Raw genomic sequence first — 17100 nt, 5'->3', positions numbered from 1 at the left:
AGCCTCGACCCATGACCGCGATGTTCGAGGGGTATCGCAGCGCCGGCCCCGCCTTCGACGAGATGTTCGACGGCGACGAGCTGCGCCCGCCCTACCAACGCCTGCGGGAGTCCCTGCGGGAGATGAGCACCCCCGACCTGGTCGCTCGGGTGGAGGCGCTGCAGGCCGCCTACCTCGACCAGGGCGTCACCTTCGACATCGGCGGTGAGGAGCGGGCCTTCCCGCTCGACATCCTGCCGCGGGTCATCGAGATGGACACCTGGTCCCGCATCGACGCCGGGGTGCAGCAGCGGGTCGCGGCCCTGGAGCGGTTCCTCGCCGACGTCTACGGTCCCGGGGAGATCTTCGACGACGGCGTCATCCCGCGGCGCGTCATCACGACCTCCAGCCACTACCACCGCGCCAGCGCGACGGTGCGCCCCGCCAACGGCGTACGCGTGCACGTCTCCGGCATCGACCTCGTGCGCGACAACAACGGTGACTTCCGGGTGCTGGAGGACAACGTCCGGGTGCCCTCGGGGGTCTCCTACGTCATCACCAACCGTCGGGCGATCTCCTCGGCGCTGCCCGAGACCATCGCCCAGCACCGCATCCGCCCCGTGGCGGGCTACCCCCAGCGGCTGCTGGCCGCGCTGCGCGCCGCGGCACCCGCCGGCGTCACGGACCCCACCGTGGTCGTGCTGACCCCGGGCGTCTACAACGGCGCCTACTTCGAGCACGCGCTGCTGGCCCGCACGATGGGCGTGGAGCTGGTGGAGGGCCGCGACCTGGAGTGCCGGCGCGGGCGCGTGATGATGCGCACCACCCAGGGCCTCGCCCCGGTGCACGTGATCTACCGCCGCATCGACGACGAGTTCCTCGACCCGGTGCACTTCCGGGCCGACTCGATGCTCGGCTGCCCCGGCATCATCGACGCCGCCCGGGCCGGCAACGTGACCCTGGCCAACGCCGTGGGCAACGGGGTGGCCGACGACAAGCTGGTCTACACCTACCTGCCCGACATCATCCGGTACTACCTGCGCGAGGAGCCGGTGCTGCCCAACGTCGACACCTGGCGGCTGGGCGACGCCGCCGCGCGCGAGGAGGTGCTCGACCGGCTCGACGAGCTCGTGCTCAAGCCGGTGGACGGCTCGGGCGGCAAGGGCATCGTGATCGGTCCGCGCGCCACCCGTGCCGAGCTCGACGAGCTGCGCGGCAAGGTGCTGGAGGACCCGCGGGCCTGGATCGCCCAGCCGGTCGTGCAGCTCTCCACCGTGCCGACCTTCGTCGACGGCGCCCTGGGCCCGCGCCACGTGGACCTGCGGCCCTTCGCGGTCAACGACGGCGACCGGGTGTGGGTGCTGCCCGGCGGCCTCACCCGCGGGGCGCTCGCCGAGGGCGAGCTGATCGTGAACTCCTCGCGCGGCGGCGGTTCCAAGGACACCTGGGTGCTGGCGGGGCCCTCCACCCCGGTCGTGCCCGAGCCCGCCGAGCGGCCCACGGCCACCGCCGAACCACCGCCCCCACCGGTCGTGCCCACGGTGGTCCCGGTCCCCTCGCGACCGGTGCCCCAGGAGCACCACCTGCTCCGCGACCAGGCCGAGCAGCAGCAGCAGGGGGTGGGCTCGTGCTGAGCCGGATCGCGGAGTCGATGTTCTGGATCGGGCGCTACGTCGAGCGCGCCGAGGACACCGCCCGCATCCTCGACGTCCAGACCCAGCTGCTGCTCGAGGACGCCACGCTGGACGTGGACGAGACCTGCCGGGGCCTGCTCTCGATCATGGGCATCGAGGAAGCGCCCGAGGGCGTCGACCTCGCCTACGTGCTCGACGCCCTGGCCTACGACCTGGACTCCCCCGAGTCGGTCGCCGCGGCGATCGCGGCGGCCCGCGAGAGCGCGCGGCGGGCCCGGGAGACCCTCTCGGTGCCGCTGTGGGAGGTCATCAACACCACCTACCGCGACATCGCGGGCGGCACCTTCCGCCACCGTCGTCCGCCGGCCGTGTTCAGCTGGGTCCGCGAGCGCGCGGCGTTGATCAACGGCACCGCCGACGCCACGATGACCCGCGACGAGGGCTGGCACTTCCTCATGCTCGGGCGCTGCGTCGAGCGGGCCGACATGACCTCGCGGCTGGTCGCCACCGCCGCCCTGGGCGCCGGCACCTCCGACGCCGGCGACCAGTGGACCACCACGCTGCGCGCGTGCGGCGCCTACGAGGCGTTCCTGCGCACCTACCGGGGCCAGGAGACCGAGCGCGCGGCCGCGGAGTTCCTGCTGCTCGACCGGCTCTTCCCGCGCTCGGTGGTCTTCTCCCTCAACCGGGCCGAGCAGTGCCTGGTCGAGCTGGAGGCCTCCGGGCAGCGCGCCGGGTTCCAGAACGAGGCGCAGCGGCTGCTCGGCCGCACGCGCGCCGAGCTGGAGTACCGCTCGCTGAGCGACGTGCTGGCCGACCTGCCGCACGAGATGGAACGGCTGCAGCGCACGTGCGCCTCGGCCACGGAGGCGGTGACGCGGCGCTTCTTCGCCGGCGCCGAGGCACGCGAGTGGAGTGGAGTGGGCGCCTCATGACCCGACAGCTGCGCGTGGTGCACCACAGCATTTACCGCTACGGCGGCCCCGCCGCGACGTCGTACAACCAGGCCCGGCTGACCCCGGCCACCACCACCGAGCAGATCGTGGTGCACTCGCGCCTGGAGATCAGCCCGAAGCCGTGGACCTTCGAGTACCGCGACTACTTCGGCACCCAGGTGACGGCGTTCGAGCTGCTCGACCCCCACGACACGATGACGGTGGCCGCCACCTCCACCGTGCAGGTCACCCGCGTCGGGGAGATCGAGGCGCGCGCGTCCTGGGAGGAGCTGCGCACGGTCGCGGTGGCCGACCGCTGGACCGAGTACCTGGTGCTCCCGCCCACCGTGGCGCCGCCGGCGGACTTCGTGCAGCGCGCCCAGCAGATCGCCGCCGACCACGCGCTGCCCGGCGAGGCGGCGCGCGACCTGTGCTCCTTCGTCGTGGAGGAGGTCGAGTACGTGCCCGGCGCCACCGCCGTCGACGGCACCGCCGCCACGGCGTGGCAGCAGCGGGCCGGGGTGTGCCAGGACGTCGCGCACCTGGTGATCGGCGGCCTGCGGGCCGTCGGGATCCCGGCGCGCTACGTGTCCGGGTACGCCCATCCCGACACCGATCCCGAGCTCGGCGCGAGCGTGGCCTCCCAGCCGCACGCGTGGGTCGAGTGGTGGGACGACGGCTGGCGGGGGTTCGACCCCGGCGAGGGCCGCCCCGTCGACGACCGGTACGTGGAGGTGGCCCACGGCCGCGACTACCACGACGTCAAGCCGCTCTCGGGCATCTATGCCGGCGCCCGCACCTCCGCCCTCGAGGTCGCGGTGGAGATCACGGCGCTGTGAGCAGCGGGAGGGGCGCGTCGCTGATCGGGGTGGCGGCCACGACCTCGCGCAGCCGCGCGACGAGGTAGGCCATCGCCACCTGCTGGCCGGCGTACTCCTCGCGCCCGGGGTAGCGGTCCTGGGTAGCCGCGACGGCCGGGTCGAGGGCGTAGGTGCGCCCGTCCCGGGCACCGGAGGCCGCGATGAGGGCGACCTGGTCGGCGGCGTGGGCCGCGCGGGCCTGCGCGGCGGGCCAGGCGGCGTCGCCGTCGAGCGACCACACCTCGGCGTGGGCGTCGATCGAGAGGAACGGCGCGCGACGCTGGGAGCCGTTGTCGCCGCCGTCGGGGAAGTAGAGGTCACCGGGACGCGCGGTGCGGAAGCGGTACACCGTGCCCCCGGGGCGCAGGTAGCGACGCCCGGCGTCCGCCGCCGAGGGCGTGCCGGGCTCGAACTCGAGGTCGGTGAAGGTCGCGTAGACGAGATCGGCGTGGGCGAGGTAGGCCTCCGGCACCGCATCGCCGCCGAGGACGGCGAGGTCGGCGGCCCACCACAGGTGCTGGATGTTGCCGGCGTAGTCGGGCTGCACCCGGCCGTGGTTGACCACCAGACCCGAGGGCAGCACGTTGCTGCCCGCCACCCGGTCGCGCAGCGCGACCCCGTTCACCGGGGTGGGGTCGGCGAGGTCGGCGGGCACGGCGTAGGCGACGACCGCCCGCTGCGCGGCGAGCCGCCGGTACACCCGCCCCGCCGTCGTGGTCGGGCCGGCGAACCGTGCCGCCATCTCGAGCAGCGGCACCTGCCAGGCGACCTCCTCGGCCGCACTGTTGCCCGCCCGACCGGGCACGACGACGCCGGAGCGGTCGCGCCAGTACTCGTCGGGCAACGCACGCAGCCGCTGCGACTCCGCGGTGACGACGAGGCGCACGTAGTCGCGGGCCGGGGCCGAGAGGTCGTCCCACACCAGCCAGGCCGCGATGGCGAGCAGGCTCGCCCAGTGCTCGGCCTGGAACGCCCCGCCCCAGCCGCCCGGGGTGATCGCCCGGTGCTGGCAGGCGGTGGAGCGCAGCAGCAGGTCCAGGCGCGCGAGGGCGGCGGCGCGGGTGGTCCCGGCCGGCAGCAACCCGTCCTCGGGCGAGGCCAGGGCGACCGCGATCGTGAGCGCCGACATCGCCGGGAAGCGCACCGCGTACTCCGCCAGCCGCGCACGGCCGCGGACGTCGAGGTAGGTGCGGCCGGTCTGGGCGCCCCACGGGTCGGTGAAGCCGGTGGTGAGGGCGTAGCGGGCCGCGGCCCGCATGGCCGTGGCGACGTCGTCGGGGGCGGCGGTCCAGGCCTCGGCCGGCACCGACGGCGCCCCGACCGCGCCGGTGGGCATCACGAGCCCGGCGCGCATGGTCGGGCACCGGTCGCCGGCCGGGCCGGCGACCGTCGACCACGGCAACGGGGCGGCGGTCCGGGGCAGGCCCGGGCGCAGGCGCACCTGGGGGCGCGTGCCGGCGTCGTCGCGCAGCGTCCAGAGCCCGCCGGTGACGACGCCGATCCCGTCGTGTCCGTCGCCGTCCCAGTCACCCGCCACCGCGGTCCCGGTCCCACGGCCGAGCACGGGGCGCCAGCCGACCTCGGTGGCACCGGCGTCGCGGTAGAGCCGCCAACGTCGCGGCCCGGCGACGCCGAAGCGGTCGCGGCCGGTGCCGTCCCAGTCGCCGACCACCACGGCCTCCGCCGGTGCGCCGAGTCGCACGGTGCGCCACACGCCGGGACGCCGCTCCCCCGCTCGGTTGAGGGCCAGGCGCCACACGCCACCGCCGGCGCTCACCGCGAGGTCGGTGCGACCGTCGCCGTTCCAGTCGCCGGCGAGCGGCACGTCCCCGCGGGCGCCGAAGCGCAGGGTGCGCGCGACGGCCGGCGGTGCGGCGTTCGACCCCGGCAGCACCCAGCGGCCCTGACGGAACCGCGCCAGCTCCGCCACGCCGCGTCCCGACCAGTCGCCCCACACCGCCCGCCCCGCCACGGCGGGCAGCACGGCGAACGCGACGTCGGGGTCGCCGGAGCCGGCGGCGGTACGGGCGATCGCGCGGCCGCCGACGACCACGGCCGGCACGTCGCGCTGCGGGGCGGGCGCGCCGCTGGTGGCACGCACGGTGCGGACCCCGGTCACCTCCGGCGCCGTCGACGAGCGCACCGGGACGGGAGCCGGACTCAGGGCCGGACTCAGGGCCGTCGCGGCCAGGAGGAGGGCCGTGACGAGACCGCCCGAGGGGAGCAGGCGAGGCACGCCGGAAGTGTCGCACACCGATCCCGGCACCCGGTCGTGGAAGGATCGGTCCGGTGGCCGGTTCGCACTCCCATCGACGCTCCCGCACCGACCCCGCCCTGCACGGGCACGGACACGGGCATGGACACGGGCCGGCTCCCGACGTCGCCGTGCGCCCGCTGGCGCGGGTGCTGCTGCTGGGCGTGCTGGCGGCCGTGCTCGGCGGCGTCGTGCTCGGCGCGGTCTCGCTGTGGCCGGACCGCTCCCGGGTCGACGAGCTGAGCACCCAGGTGCAGTTCGCCGCCCCCGGGGTGACGTTCCCGAAGGGCGAGGTGCTGGAGGTGCAGCCGACCTGTGCCACCGTCGCCGAGTCGGCCACCGCCACCGACTGCGGCGGACTGCGGGTGCGCGTGACCGAGGGGCTGGACGACGGGCGCATCCTCACCGTCATCGTCCCGCCCGAGGTGCTGCGCTCGGGGCTGGAGCCCGGCGACCCGGTGAAGCTGATCCGCACCCCCGGCACCGACGGCAACCCCGCCGGGGTCAACTACTTCGGCACGGTGCGCGAGAGCCCGGTGCTGCTGCTGGGCGTGCTCTTCGTCGTCGTCGTGCTCGCGGTGGCCCGCTGGCGCGGGTTCTTCGCCCTGTGCGGTCTGGCCTTCGCGGCCGTCGTGCTCGGCTGGTTCGTGCTGCCGGCGCTGCTCGCGGGCGAGGAGCCGCTGCTGGTCGGGGCCGTCGGGGCGGCGGTGATCATGTACGTCGTCCTCTACACCACCCACGGGTTCTCGCTGCGCACCAGCGCGGCCCTGGCCGGCACGCTCGCGGGGATCGGGGTCACCGCGCTGCTCGGCCTGTGGAGCGTGCGCGGCGCGCGGGTCACCGGCGTGGCCGACGAGGGCAGCCGCCTGCTCGGCACCTTCGCCCCCGAGCTGTCCTTCCAGGGCCTGTTCACCTGTGCGGTGCTGATCGCCGGCCTCGGGGTGCTCAACGACGTCACCATCACCCAGGCCTCGGCGGTGTGGGAGATCCGGGGGGCGGCGCCCGGACTGTCGCGGCGTCAGGTGTTCGCCTCCGGCATGAGGATCGGGCGCGACCACATCGCCTCCACGATCTACACGATCGTGTTCGCCTATGCCGGCACTGCGCTCACGATCCTGCTCGTGCTCTCGCTCTACGACCGCCCCTTCCTCGACCTGCTCGCCACCGAGGAGATCGGCCAGGAGATCGTGCGCACCCTCACCACGAGCATCGGGCTCGTGCTCGCCGTGCCGCTCACCACCGCGATCGCCACCGCCACCCTGCCGCGCGCCGCACACGCTAGGGTGAGCGACGCGGACGGGCCGGCCGGGCGACCGCGTGGGCCTGGTGCCCCCGAGGAAGGTCCGGGCTCCGAAGAGCAGGGTGGTGGGTAACGCCCACCCGGGGTGACCCGCGGGACAGTGCCACAGAGAACAGACCGCCACCCGTCTCTCCTCTCGAGGAAGGCGGGGGGTAAGGGTGAAACGGTGGTGTAAGAGACCACCAGCGCACCGGGCGACCGGTGCGGCTCGGTAAACCCCACCCGGAGCAAGACCGAACAGTGCACGCCCGAGGGCTGCTCGCCCGAGTGCACGGGTAGGTCGCTGGAGGCCATCGGCAACGGTGGTCCTAGATGGATGGTCGCCCCCGACAGAACCCGGCCTACAAGCCGACCCGTCCGCACCACCTCTCGCCATCCACGGCGGGCGGTTCGTCACGGTGCCGTCTGCTGGTGGCTGCTCGCCGTGACGAACTGCGCCGGTGACGAAGGGGCCCGTGGGCGTCCGGGGCCGCCGGTCGGGTGAGGGGTCTGCGTCGCGGGCACGGCACGGTCGTCGAGGAGCGAGCCCCAGCGAGCGTCACGAGGCGCCCGCACCCGACAGAGCGCCGGTGGCGGGCGCGGGCGTCGTCACCAGCGGAATGTGCAGGCGCCGGCCGGCGGGTCCACGGCACTGTCTGCACATTCCGCTGGTGGCGACGGAAAGACGGTGACCCACCACGGGCCGTTCGTGGCAGCGCCGTCTGCTGGTGGTTGCTCGCCGTCACGAAAGGCGCTGGCGACGCCAGGCCGGCGGGGCCTGATGCCGCCGGTCGGGTGCGGGTCGGGGGCCGTGGGGCACGGCTCGGTCGTCGAGGAGCGAGCCCCGGCGAGCGTCACGAGGCGCCCGCACCCGACAGACCACCTCTGGCGGTGCCGTCCCCTGCCGGTGGCTCGCCGTGACGAAAGGCGCCGGCGACGAGGGCCGTGGGACGTGCCGTCGCCTGTCGGCGCAGGGCGGACGCGGGCCGGGAACCCGGCCCGAAAACCCGCGCTGACCTGTGGAATCGCATTGCTGTTCGAACATGTGTTCGAGTAGAATCAGACCATGCCCACCGCCACGGCCGACACCGCGTCCACGGTCTCTGACGCGCGCACCCTGACCGGGTTGACGGAGCTGGCCGGGGACGCCGAAGCGGCCGAACGGCGGTTCTTCATCGGCGCCGCGACCTACGCGGTGGCGCACCCGATCGTGGTGTGGACCCGGGCCGATGAGGAGCCCGAGACGATCGAGGAGGTCGCGGGGATCGATGAGTCCGCGGTCGCCGAGTTCGCCTGCGCCACCGGCCGCACCTACGCCTCCGGGCTGGGGTACCTGTCCGCGGCGAAGGAGTGCGCGACGCGCCTCCCGCGCTTGTGGGTCCGGGTCCTGGCCGGGGAGGTGTCGGTGTGGCGAGCCCGGCTCATCGCGGACCGCACCTACTGCCGCAACGCCGCCGTCGCCGAGTACGTCGACCGCAGGCTCGCCGCCTACGCCCACTCGTGCTCCTTCGCCCAGCTCGACCGCACCGTCGCCGCCGCCATCGCCGCCCACGACCCCGAACTCGCCGCCGCACAGGCCAAGGCGGCTGCCGACGGGCGCAGGGTCCTCATCGGCACCACGACCACCGGTGCCGACGGCACGGTCGAGATGTACGCCACCCTCGACGCCGCCGACGCGCTCGACCTCGACCGCGCGTTGGGTGAGATCGCGGCCGACCTCAAGGCCGTCGGCAGCGAGGACTCGTTGGAGGTCCGCCGCTCCATGGCGCTCGGGGAGCTCGGCCGCAAACAGCTCACCCTCGACTTCGGCGCCCCGAGCGACGAGGACCGGGAGCCCAGGAACCGCAGGGACCTCACCCTCTACGTCCACCTGTCCCAGGCCGCCCTCGAGGCCGGTGTCGGCATCGGGCGGCTGGAGAACACCCGCATCCCCGTCACTCTGGACCAGATCCGCACCTGGTGCGGCGTGGCAGGCACCAAGGTCGTCGTCCGACCGGTCCTCGACACCGGCACCGTCCGTCACACCGACGCCTACGAAGCCACCCCGATGATCCGCGAGGCCGTGATCCTGCGGGACGGGACCTGCGTCGCCCCCTACTGCACGCACTCAGCACGCGGCGCCGACCTCGACCACATCCAACCCTTCGACCACGCCCCCCCACCCCGCGGCGGACCGACGTCGACCGCGAACCTCGCCGCTCTCTGCAGACGGCACCACCGGTTGAAGACCCACGCCGGCTGGACCTACGAACCCATCACCACAGACGACGGCACGTCGTACCTGTGGACCCTCCCCTCCGGCAGCCGCTACCTCCGCGGACCCACCGGCACCACCCCACTCGACTGACCCGAACTCCGGCCCAGCAGCACCGACAGGCGGCACCCACCCGGGTGCCGCCCCGTCGTGCTGCCCGCCTCACTCAGTCGGTGACGTCAATCCCGTGATCGCGCAGCAGGGCGGCGAGGTCGTGGTCGAAGCCCTGGCCGACCGCACGCAGTCGCCAGGTGTCACCTCGTCGGTAGACGTCCACGAGCATCAGCGTCCGCTCGGTGGTCGCCGCGTCCAGGGTCGTGGCCGCGATCTCGACGCCGGAGTCGCCGTCACGGACCACCACCCGCAGCGGTCCGACCGCGCCGAAGGCCGAGGCGCCGTCGATCGCCGCGACGAGTCGGACCCGGGCGACCTCGGGGGCCAACGCCGCGAGGTCGAGTTCGACACCCTGCTCGCGGTCACCGTCCACGACCAGGCGGACCTCGCCGTCCGGGGTGGAGGGCTGGTTGTAGAAGACGACGTCGGCGTCGCCGATCGCCCGATCCGACACGTCGAGCCGGAGGGCGAGGACGTCGACCTCCTCCCCCGGTTCGAGCGCCGCGTCGGGCCAGAGGGCGCAGATGCTGAGCCGGTCGAGTCCCGCGGGGACATCGAGCACGTGACCACGACCGAGCTCGGGCACGGCCGGGGTCTCGGCGGGCGCCTCGGGGACCGGCGCGGCGGGATCGAGATCGCCGAGCGACAGCAGGGGGACGCCGCGCTCCCGCACGAGAGCGAACCGCCGGTCGGACTCACCGCCGTCCAGCACGAGCGCATGGGTGGTGCGCGCCCCCAGGTTCACCAGTGCCCGACCACCGAGCACCGCGATCCGTTCCCGCGCCTCCGCCGCCTGGGGCGCCGATCCACCGAGCACCAGGACGCCACGCCCCGCCCACGGTCGGGCCGGGGCGGGACGACGCGGCGCGGTCGTGCCCGTCGGCGCTTGAGCGCGCAGCACGCCCGGCCGCACCTCGGACAACCGGGCCAGGACGTCGTCCTCGTGGAGGACGGCCAGACCGGTGGCCCTCGCCGACCGCGCCTTGACGGTCGCCGTGGTGGGGTCGTTGCAGACGAGCAGCCGGGTCTGCCCGGAGAGGCTGTTCATGACATCCAACCCGTACTCGGCGAGTCGCGCCGCCAGACTGGTCCGCGGCATCCGGGTCTCCCCGGTGATCACGACCTTCAGGCCCTGGACCAACGGCTCCTCGACGCTCCAGGCGGGCGGATTGAGGTACGGGCTCGGCACCCGCGGCACACGGGCGGGATACACGACCGCACCGCGGCCGTCGCACGGCGTCACCGGCGCCTCGACGCCGAGCCGCAACGCGACGTCCGCACTGTGCAGGTACACCCGGTGAAGGACGTCGACGTCGTCGCGCGAGGTGTGGGGGGCGAGCTGGTCGATCCCCCAGTAGGCGGCCAGCGTCGCGAGGCGGTGGTCGGGCACGTCGAGGTCGAGACGCCGGGCGAACGCGACGGTGCAGAGGCGGTGGGTGGTCGGGAGCTCTCGAGCGGCCCGGCGGCACTCGGCGTGCAGCATCGCGTGATCGAAACGGGCGTGGTGGGCCACCAGGATCCGGCCCTCCAGCAGCTCCTCGACCTGGGGCGCGAGGTCCTCGAAGCGGGGGGCACCGGCGAGCATCTCCGCCGTCAGCCTGTGGATGTGGGTGGCCCCGGGCGAGCGTCCCGGGTCGACCATCGAGTCGAGCACGGCCTCGGTCCGACCCTGCTCGTCGACCGCGCGGACGGACACGCTGACGATCCGGTCGGCGCAGGTGTTGAGGCCGGTCGTCTCCACATCGACGAACGCCATGGGTCGGGTCACACGTGCTCCTCGGCGGCTCGGGGGCCCGACCGTAACCGATGCCCCCGAGCCACGGCGATCAGCGCACGAGGCGCGAGCCCCAGTCGTCACCGAACCCCGTGATCACGCACGCCCGCCCTGCGCAGTCGCCGGCGATGTCGAGCACCCTGTCCAGCCGCGCCCGCACCCGCGCGTAGGCGGGGTCCTGCGCCAGGTTCTCCAGCTCGTACGGGTCGCCCAGCACGTCGTAGAGCTCGCGCGTGCCGTCGCGGTAGGAGATCCACTTCCATCGTCCGACGCGCACGCCCTGCCACGTGGGGTCGGGCTCGGCGCCGAAGGTGTTGTAGGCCTCGTGCACGACGACGCGGCCACGCTTCCTGTCGGTGTCGCGCAGGTAGGGGACCAGCGAGACGCCGTCGAGGGGGAACGTCGCCCCCGGGCGACGCGCCTCGGCGAGGTCGAGGATCGTGGCGTGGATGTCGACGTTGGAGGTCCAGTCGCGCACCGTGCCGCCACGCTCGACACCGGGACCGAGGATCACCAGCGGCAGCCGCGTGGAGGGCTCGTAGTGGTCGACCTTGTTCAACCAGATGCGGTGCTCGCCCATCTGGTAGCCGTTGTCACTGGTGATGATCAGGTAGGTGTCGTCCCACTCCCCCAGCTTCTTGAGCCGCTTGACGATGGCCGCGATGCCCTCGTCGGCGGACTGCAGGCTCTCGAGCCGGCGCTGGTACCAGTGGTCGACGTAGTCGCGCTGTGCGGCGGTCATCCGCGGCTTGGCGACGATGTCGGCCGGCTTGTCGGACACATCGGCCTCGTTGTACGAGGGCACGCGCGGCACCGTCGCGCCGGCGAACATCCCCCGGTGCCGGGGAGCGGGCACTGGGGGGACGCCGAGGGTGGGCTCGTTGTCGACGCTGCCCTCGAAGTCACCGGCCTCGTTGAGCGTCGTCCCCGGGCGGGCCTCGAAGTGGGCGGCGAGGTAGGAGACGTCGAGGAAGAACGGCGCGTCCTTGGGCGCACGGCGATCGATGAAGTCGAGCGCGAAGTCGGTGTAGACGTCGGTCTGGTAGTTCTGCGCCCCGCGGCCGAAGACCGTGCGACGGCCGTTGACGTTGAGGACGTAGTTGTAGAAGTTGTAGGTGAAGGGGTCCAGCGAGCCGTACCACTCGGTCCACCCCGGCGGGATGCCCTGACGACGCAGCTCCGCCAGGGCGTTGTAGCCGTTGAGGTACTTGCCGATGTGGGCCGTGGCGTAGCCCGCCTTCTCCAACCACACCGGGAGGGTCTCGGCGGTGTTGAGGTTCGCGTAGCCACCGTAGGGCGGGAAGTTCCCGCGGATGCCGTGGTTGTGGGCGTACTGGCCGGTGAGGTAGGTCGATCGCGAGGGGCAGCACAGGGAGTAGGAGGCGGTGTGTCGGTCGAAGGTGGCGCCCTGACGCCGGAGCCGCTGGACGGTGGGCATGAACTCCACCGAGGCGACATCGACGTCGTCGAGCATCACCGTGACGATGTTCGGGGCATCCGGGGAGCGCTCGGCCGCCGACGGTCGGGGGGCCGGGTCGGCGCGCAGTGCGGTGACGGTCACCGGCACACCTTCGGCACTGGACGTGGTCACGACGACCACACCGGCGAGCGAGGCGAGGGACGTGAGGGCGGCGAGGCCGACGCGGACACCGCGGGGCCGAGGCGCGGGCGGACGGTGGAGGAACGGGATGCGGCGCGGGGAGGACGTCGTCATGCAATGGCTCCTGTCTTGGTTTTATCGCTCAACTAACTAGACAAAACCCCGAGGAGTCACGCCCCTCCCCCGTGATCCGCGCCACACGCCCTGCTGTCAGATCCGCACGGTGAGGGCGGCCCGGTAGCCGTCGGTGACGTTGCCGGTGACGGTGGCGAGCTGGTCGACGCCGCCGTCGTCACCGAAGACCATGTCGCTGGAGAGCGAGATGCGGTTGAGGTTGGTCCAGCTGTCCTCGTAGCCCGCGGCGTTCTGGTACACCTGCGCGCAGGGACGCCGCGGGATCGCCAGCTGGGAGGTGTGCAGGATCGTGCCGCTGCGCAGGGCGGTGGCCCGGTTGCGGTAGACCTCGAAGTGCACGTGGGGCCAACGTCCGGAGTACCAGCCCGGGAAGATCGAGCGGAAGACGAGCTTGCCCCGGCGGTTGCTCACCTGCACCCCGCGCAGGTAGTTCTCCTCCTCCAGCCCCGAGGAGTACATCGAGTAGTCGCCGTTGCGGTCGCAGTGCCAGGCGTAGACGGCGTGACCGCGCAGCGGCCGGCAGGTGTCGGCGTCGATCAGCTGCATGCCGAACCAGAACGGCACCCCGGCCGCGACGCCGGAGGCCCCGCCGATGCTGCGCCGGATGTCGCGCCGCGTCACGCCGTCGAGCAGCAGCACGTCGGGACCGTTGGAGCCGTCGCCGGGGTAGGGCCCGGCGGTCTCGGACGGGATCGGGTCGCCGCAGGTGGCCGCCGCGGCCGCCGCACCGGCGGGGCCGAGGGCGCCACCGCGGGCGCCGGCGAGGCCGAGCACCCCCGCGCCGAGGCCGAGGCCGCCGGCACCCAGCAGCCCGAGCACCGCGCGCCGGTGCCGCACCTGCTGGTGCCGCAGCGTGTCAAGGTCGTGGGCCAGGCCCTGGTCGAAGGGGTCGTCGTCGTGGGTCATGGCGGGAGCCTGCCGGGCCGACCTTGCCGCCCGCTCCGGACCCGCTGTGTGGACCCTGTGAGGGGTCGGCACACCTAGGCTGTGCTCGTGGAGCCCTCGGACCTCATCGCCAGCCTCGAACGCGCCGTGGCCGCCAGCCCCGACGACCTCGCCCTGCGCACCCACCTGGCCGGCCTGCTCCTCGACGCCGGGCGCGCCGCGGAGGCGGTGCCCCATGCGGCCGAGGTGCTGCGTCGCGACCCGACCTCCGCCACCGCCCGCGACCTCATGGCCCGCGCGCTCGCACCGAGCACGCCGGCCCCCGAGCCGGCCCCGGAGCCCCCGCCGGAGTCCGGGTTCGACTGGGACCGTGCGGCCGCCGACCTCGGCGTCCCTCCGCCGTTCGTCACCTCCGACGACGACGGCCGCGTCCGCGCCGAGGCCGCGCCCGGCCCCGGCCGGTTCGGGGTGGAGGCAGCGGGCCTCACCCTCGCCGACGTCGGCGGCATGGAGGAGGTGAAGAAGCGGCTCAACGCCGCGTTCCTCGCCCCGCTGCGCCACGAGGCCCTGCGCACGGCCTACCGCAAGTCGCTGCGCGGCGGCCTGCTGCTCTACGGCCCGCCCGGCTGCGGCAAGACCTACCTCGCCCGCGCCCTGGCCGGCGAGCTCGGTGCCCGGTTCCTCACCGTCACGATCGCCGACATCCTCGACTCCTTCATCGGGCGCAGCGAGCAGAACGTGCACGAGATCTTCGAGACCGCTCGCGCCAACGCGCCCTGCGTGCTGTTCCTCGACGAGGTCGACGCCATCGGGCTCAAGCGCAGCAAGTCGCACCAGGACTGGATGAGGACCACCCTCAACCAGCTGCTCGTCGAGCTCTCCGGGGTCGCCGAGGCCAACGACGGCGTCTTCGTGCTCGCCGCCACCAACCAGCCCTGGGACGTCGACCCCGCGCTGCGTCGGCCGGGCCGGCTGGACCGCACCGTGCTCGTGATGCCCCCGGACCAGCCCGCCCGGGAGGCCATCTGGCGGCTGCACCTGCAGGACCGCCCGATCGGCGGGATCGACGTCGCGCGGCTCGCGGCGCGCAGCGACGGGCTCACCGGCGCCGACATCGCCCACGCCTGCGAGACCGCCGCCGAGCGGGCGCTGATGGACTCGGTGGAGACCGGCGAGGTGCGACTGATCAGCCAGCACGACCTCGAGGGGGCACTCACCGAGATCCGGCCCTCGGTCGGACCGTGGATGGAGACGGCGCGCAACGTCGCGCTGTTCGCCAACGGCGACGGCAGCTGGGACGAGCTCGCCGCCCAGCTGCGCACCCGGCGTCGCCGGTGACCGGCCCCGAGGACCCCGCCCTCATCGAGGCGATGCTCGACACCGGGCGGGTCGAACGGGCCGGGGAGATGCTGGCCGCCGCCCTCGCACAGCAGCCCGGTTCGCCCCGCCTGCTGCAGCTGCTGGCGCGCCAGCGCCTGCTCGCCGACGACGCCGCGGGCGCGCTCGACGCCGCCGACGCGCTGGTGAGTGCCGCCCCCGGCGAGCCGGTGGCGCACCAGCTGCGCGCGATCGCGCTCGGCGTGCTCGACCGGCACGAGGAGGCCTTCGCGGCCGCGGTGGAGTCGGTGCGCCTGGACCCGCTCGACGCGTCGACCCACCGCAGCGTGGCGCGCGCCGCGCTCGGGGCCCGCGGCCGACTGCAGGACGGCTGGGCCGCGGCCTGTCGCGCGATCGAACTGGAGCCCGCGGAGCCCGACAGCCACTTCCTGCTCGGGGTGGTGGCGGAGTCGCAGCAGCAGCGCGCGGTCGCCCTCGAGGCCTACCGGCGCACGCTCGCCCTGGATCCCGAGCACGCGGCGGCCCTGAACAACCTCACCCTCCTCGAGGACGGCGGCCTGGCCCGGGTGGCGCTCGGCATGACCCAGACCCTGGCCCTCGACCCCGACTCCGAGTACGCCCGTCGCAACCTCGACGGCGTGCTGGAGCGGTTCTGCTGGCGCGTGGCCGGGGCGGGCTTCCTCGGCCTGGTGCTGGCCGCCGACGCCGTGGACGCCGCCAGCGAGGACCCCACCGCGACCGGCACCTCCCGGCTCCTCGCCCTCGTCGTCCTCGCCGCCGCCCTGATCGGCGCCGCGGTGTTCCGGCACACCCTGGAGCCGGTGGCACGCACCTACCTCGCGCGCCGCGTGCGCCGCCCCGGCCGCCTGCTCGCCCTCGTGGTGCTCGCCGTCGGCCTCGTGCTCACCACCGGCGTCGTCGGGGTCTCCCCCGGCCCCGGGGTGCTGGTGATGGGCGTGCTCGGCCCGGTCCTCGGCCTGCTGGCCGTCGGGCTGGCGGTCTGGACCGCCGTGGAACGCGGGCGCCGATGAGCGGCGAGCACGACCTGGACCGCATCCATCGCCTGATCGACGTCGAGCGGTGGCCGGAGGTGGACGACGCGCTGGCGGTCGCCCTGGCCAGGGATCCCCAGGACGTCGACCTCCTGCTGGCCTCCGCACGTCGGCACCTCGGGGTCGACGACGCTCCGCGGACCCTCGCCGCCGCCGACGCGGCGCTCGGGATCGCACCCCACGTGGCCCTCGGCCACCGGTACCGCGCCCTGGCGTTGAGCAGCCTCGCGCGCCACCGCGACGCCCAGGCCGCAGCCTCGCGCGCGGTCTCCCTGGACCCCCACGACCCGGTCGAGCACGCGACCCTCGCGCTGGTCGCCCTCCGCCGCCGCGACCGGGCCGTGGCACGCCGGGCCGCCGCGGAGGCGGTACGACTCGCCCCGGACGACGCCGAGGTCCACGTGGTGGAGGGCCTGACCCACCTGCGGGCGCACCGACGCCGCCGCGCGGCGCGGTCCTTCCATCGCGCGCTGGCACTGGCCCCCGAGAACGCCAAGGCACGAGAGCTGCTGGCGATCACGCACCCCTGGCGGGTCGCCCGGTTGCTGAACGGCCTGTGGTCGGCACTGGCGCTGGACCCGCACGAGGCATCGGCCTACGAGAACCTCGTGGGCGCCCTCCGCCGGCTGATGTGGGTCGCATGGCTGGTCGGGCTGGCGTCCCTCGGCAGCGCCTACCTGCTTACCGACGGACGCGATCCGCGCGAGGCGACAGCGGGCAGCATCACGCTCGGTGTCGTGCTGCTGGTCGTGCTCGGCGGGCTCGGGGCCGGCCTGTGGCGGGCGCTCGACGCCGGCCCCCGCCGAGGCCTCAGCGAGGTGATGCGACGCGACGGCGCGGTCCTGCTGATCCTCGGGCTGGCGCTGATGCTCACGGTGGGCGCGCTCGCGGTCTGCTTCGCCCCGGCCGCCGGGACCGACCTCGTCGTCGCCGTCTCACCGCTCTACCGGATCGGCGTCCTCGTCAGCTGGGTGATCTGGTGGCGGGAGCGACGCGGCGGCTGACGC

11 protein-coding genes, 1 other RNA gene and 1 pseudogene are annotated in these 17100 nt (G+C 74.1%); 9 read left to right on the top strand and 4 right to left on the bottom strand.

Annotated features, from left to right (window positions below):
• The first annotated feature begins 11 nt into the window (after positions 1–11).
• The 3 genes from ACERUJ_RS09350 to ACERUJ_RS09340 are packed head-to-tail and all read left to right on the top strand — an operon-like array spanning position 12 to position 3387.
• Complete coding sequence (locus ACERUJ_RS09350) at positions 12–1613, top strand: circularly permuted type 2 ATP-grasp protein (protein ID WP_370248247.1); 1602 nt, start codon at positions 12–14, stop codon at positions 1611–1613.
• On the top strand, positions 1607–2548 hold the full coding sequence (locus tag ACERUJ_RS09345; RefSeq protein ID WP_370248246.1) for an alpha-E domain-containing protein: 942 nt from the start codon (positions 1607–1609) through the stop codon (positions 2546–2548). Before ACERUJ_RS09350 ends, ACERUJ_RS09345 begins: the two co-directional genes overlap by 7 nt.
• A complete protein-coding gene (locus tag ACERUJ_RS09340; RefSeq protein WP_370248245.1) occupies positions 2545–3387 on the top strand; it encodes a transglutaminase N-terminal domain-containing protein in 843 nt (280 codons plus the stop codon). Before ACERUJ_RS09345 ends, ACERUJ_RS09340 begins: the two co-directional genes overlap by 4 nt.
• Here the strand turns inward: ACERUJ_RS09340 and ACERUJ_RS09335 are convergent.
• Positions 3374–5644, bottom strand: a complete 2271-nt coding sequence (locus tag ACERUJ_RS09335) for an FG-GAP repeat domain-containing protein (protein WP_370248244.1) — start codon at positions 5642–5644, stop codon at positions 3374–3376. The two genes, ACERUJ_RS09340 and ACERUJ_RS09335, sit on opposite strands and share 14 nt — an antisense overlap.
• Before the next feature lie 53 nt (positions 5645–5697).
• Between ACERUJ_RS09335 and ACERUJ_RS09330 the strand changes: the two are divergent.
• The 3 genes and pseudogenes from ACERUJ_RS09330 to ACERUJ_RS09320 all read left to right on the top strand — a co-directional run.
• Positions 5698–6855, top strand: a pseudogene (locus ACERUJ_RS09330) (YibE/F family protein); the annotation flags it as partial.
• A gap of 104 nt (positions 6856–6959) precedes the next feature.
• Positions 6960–7322, top strand: an RNA gene (gene rnpB / locus ACERUJ_RS09325) — RNase P RNA component class A.
• A gap of 685 nt (positions 7323–8007) precedes the next feature.
• Positions 8008–9288, top strand: coding sequence for an HNH endonuclease signature motif containing protein (locus ACERUJ_RS09320; RefSeq protein ID WP_370248243.1), 1281 nt, complete (start codon positions 8008–8010; stop codon positions 9286–9288).
• A 73-nt stretch (positions 9289–9361) separates the two neighbouring features.
• Here ACERUJ_RS09320 and ACERUJ_RS09315 read toward each other — a convergent pair whose 3' ends face one another.
• The 3 genes from ACERUJ_RS09315 to ACERUJ_RS09305 form a co-directional block, all read right to left on the bottom strand.
• Entirely contained in the window at positions 9362–11077 is a 1716-nt protein-coding gene (locus tag ACERUJ_RS09315; protein WP_370248242.1) for a TerD family protein, read from the bottom strand.
• 58 nt (positions 11078–11135) lie between these two features.
• The gene (locus ACERUJ_RS09310) at positions 11136–12797 is read right to left on the bottom strand and encodes a sulfatase (RefSeq protein WP_370248241.1); all 1662 of its coding nucleotides are present in this window, start codon (positions 12795–12797) and stop codon (positions 11136–11138) included.
• A 96-nt stretch (positions 12798–12893) separates the two neighbouring features.
• A complete protein-coding gene (locus tag ACERUJ_RS09305; RefSeq protein ID WP_370248240.1) occupies positions 12894–13724 on the bottom strand; it encodes a 3,4-dioxygenase subunit beta in 831 nt (276 codons plus the stop codon).
• Between the two features lie 87 nt (positions 13725–13811).
• On the opposite strand from ACERUJ_RS09305, the gene ACERUJ_RS09300 reads away from it, so the two are divergent.
• The 3 genes from ACERUJ_RS09300 to ACERUJ_RS09290 are packed head-to-tail and all read left to right on the top strand — an operon-like array spanning position 13812 to position 17097.
• A complete protein-coding gene (locus ACERUJ_RS09300; RefSeq protein WP_370248239.1) occupies positions 13812–15041 on the top strand; it encodes an AAA family ATPase in 1230 nt (409 codons plus the stop codon).
• Positions 15038–16072, top strand: coding sequence for a hypothetical protein (locus ACERUJ_RS09295; RefSeq protein ID WP_370248238.1), 1035 nt, complete (start codon positions 15038–15040; stop codon positions 16070–16072). The genes ACERUJ_RS09300 and ACERUJ_RS09295 overlap by 4 nt, the downstream gene beginning before the upstream one ends.
• Positions 16069–17097, top strand: a complete 1029-nt coding sequence (locus tag ACERUJ_RS09290; protein WP_370248237.1) for a hypothetical protein — start codon at positions 16069–16071, stop codon at positions 17095–17097. The genes ACERUJ_RS09295 and ACERUJ_RS09290 overlap by 4 nt, the downstream gene beginning before the upstream one ends.
• The last annotated feature ends 3 nt before the right edge of the window (positions 17098–17100 follow it).

This window comes from Nocardioides sp., from assembly GCF_964228225.1.
In the GTDB taxonomy this organism is placed as follows: Bacteria; Actinomycetota; Actinomycetes; order Propionibacteriales; family Nocardioidaceae; genus Nocardioides.
This window is presented reverse-complemented; position numbering and strand designations above follow the sequence as displayed.

Excerpts from the sequence above, each read along its gene's own strand:
- ACERUJ_RS09350 (WP_370248247.1), top strand. The coding sequence starts at position 12 with ATGACCGCGATGTTCGAGGGGTATCGCAGCGCCGGCCCCGCCTTCGAC.
- ACERUJ_RS09340 (WP_370248245.1), top strand. The coding sequence starts at position 2,545 with ATGACCCGACAGCTGCGCGTGGTGCACCACAGCATTTACCGCTACGGC.
- ACERUJ_RS09320 (WP_370248243.1), top strand. The coding sequence starts at position 8,008 with ATGCCCACCGCCACGGCCGACACCGCGTCCACGGTCTCTGACGCGCGC.
- ACERUJ_RS09310 (WP_370248241.1), bottom strand. The coding sequence starts at position 12,797 with ATGACGACGTCCTCCCCGCGCCGCATCCCGTTCCTCCACCGTCCGCCC.
- ACERUJ_RS09305 (WP_370248240.1), bottom strand. The coding sequence starts at position 13,724 with ATGACCCACGACGACGACCCCTTCGACCAGGGCCTGGCCCACGACCTT.
- ACERUJ_RS09290 (WP_370248237.1), top strand. The coding sequence starts at position 16,069 with ATGAGCGGCGAGCACGACCTGGACCGCATCCATCGCCTGATCGACGTC.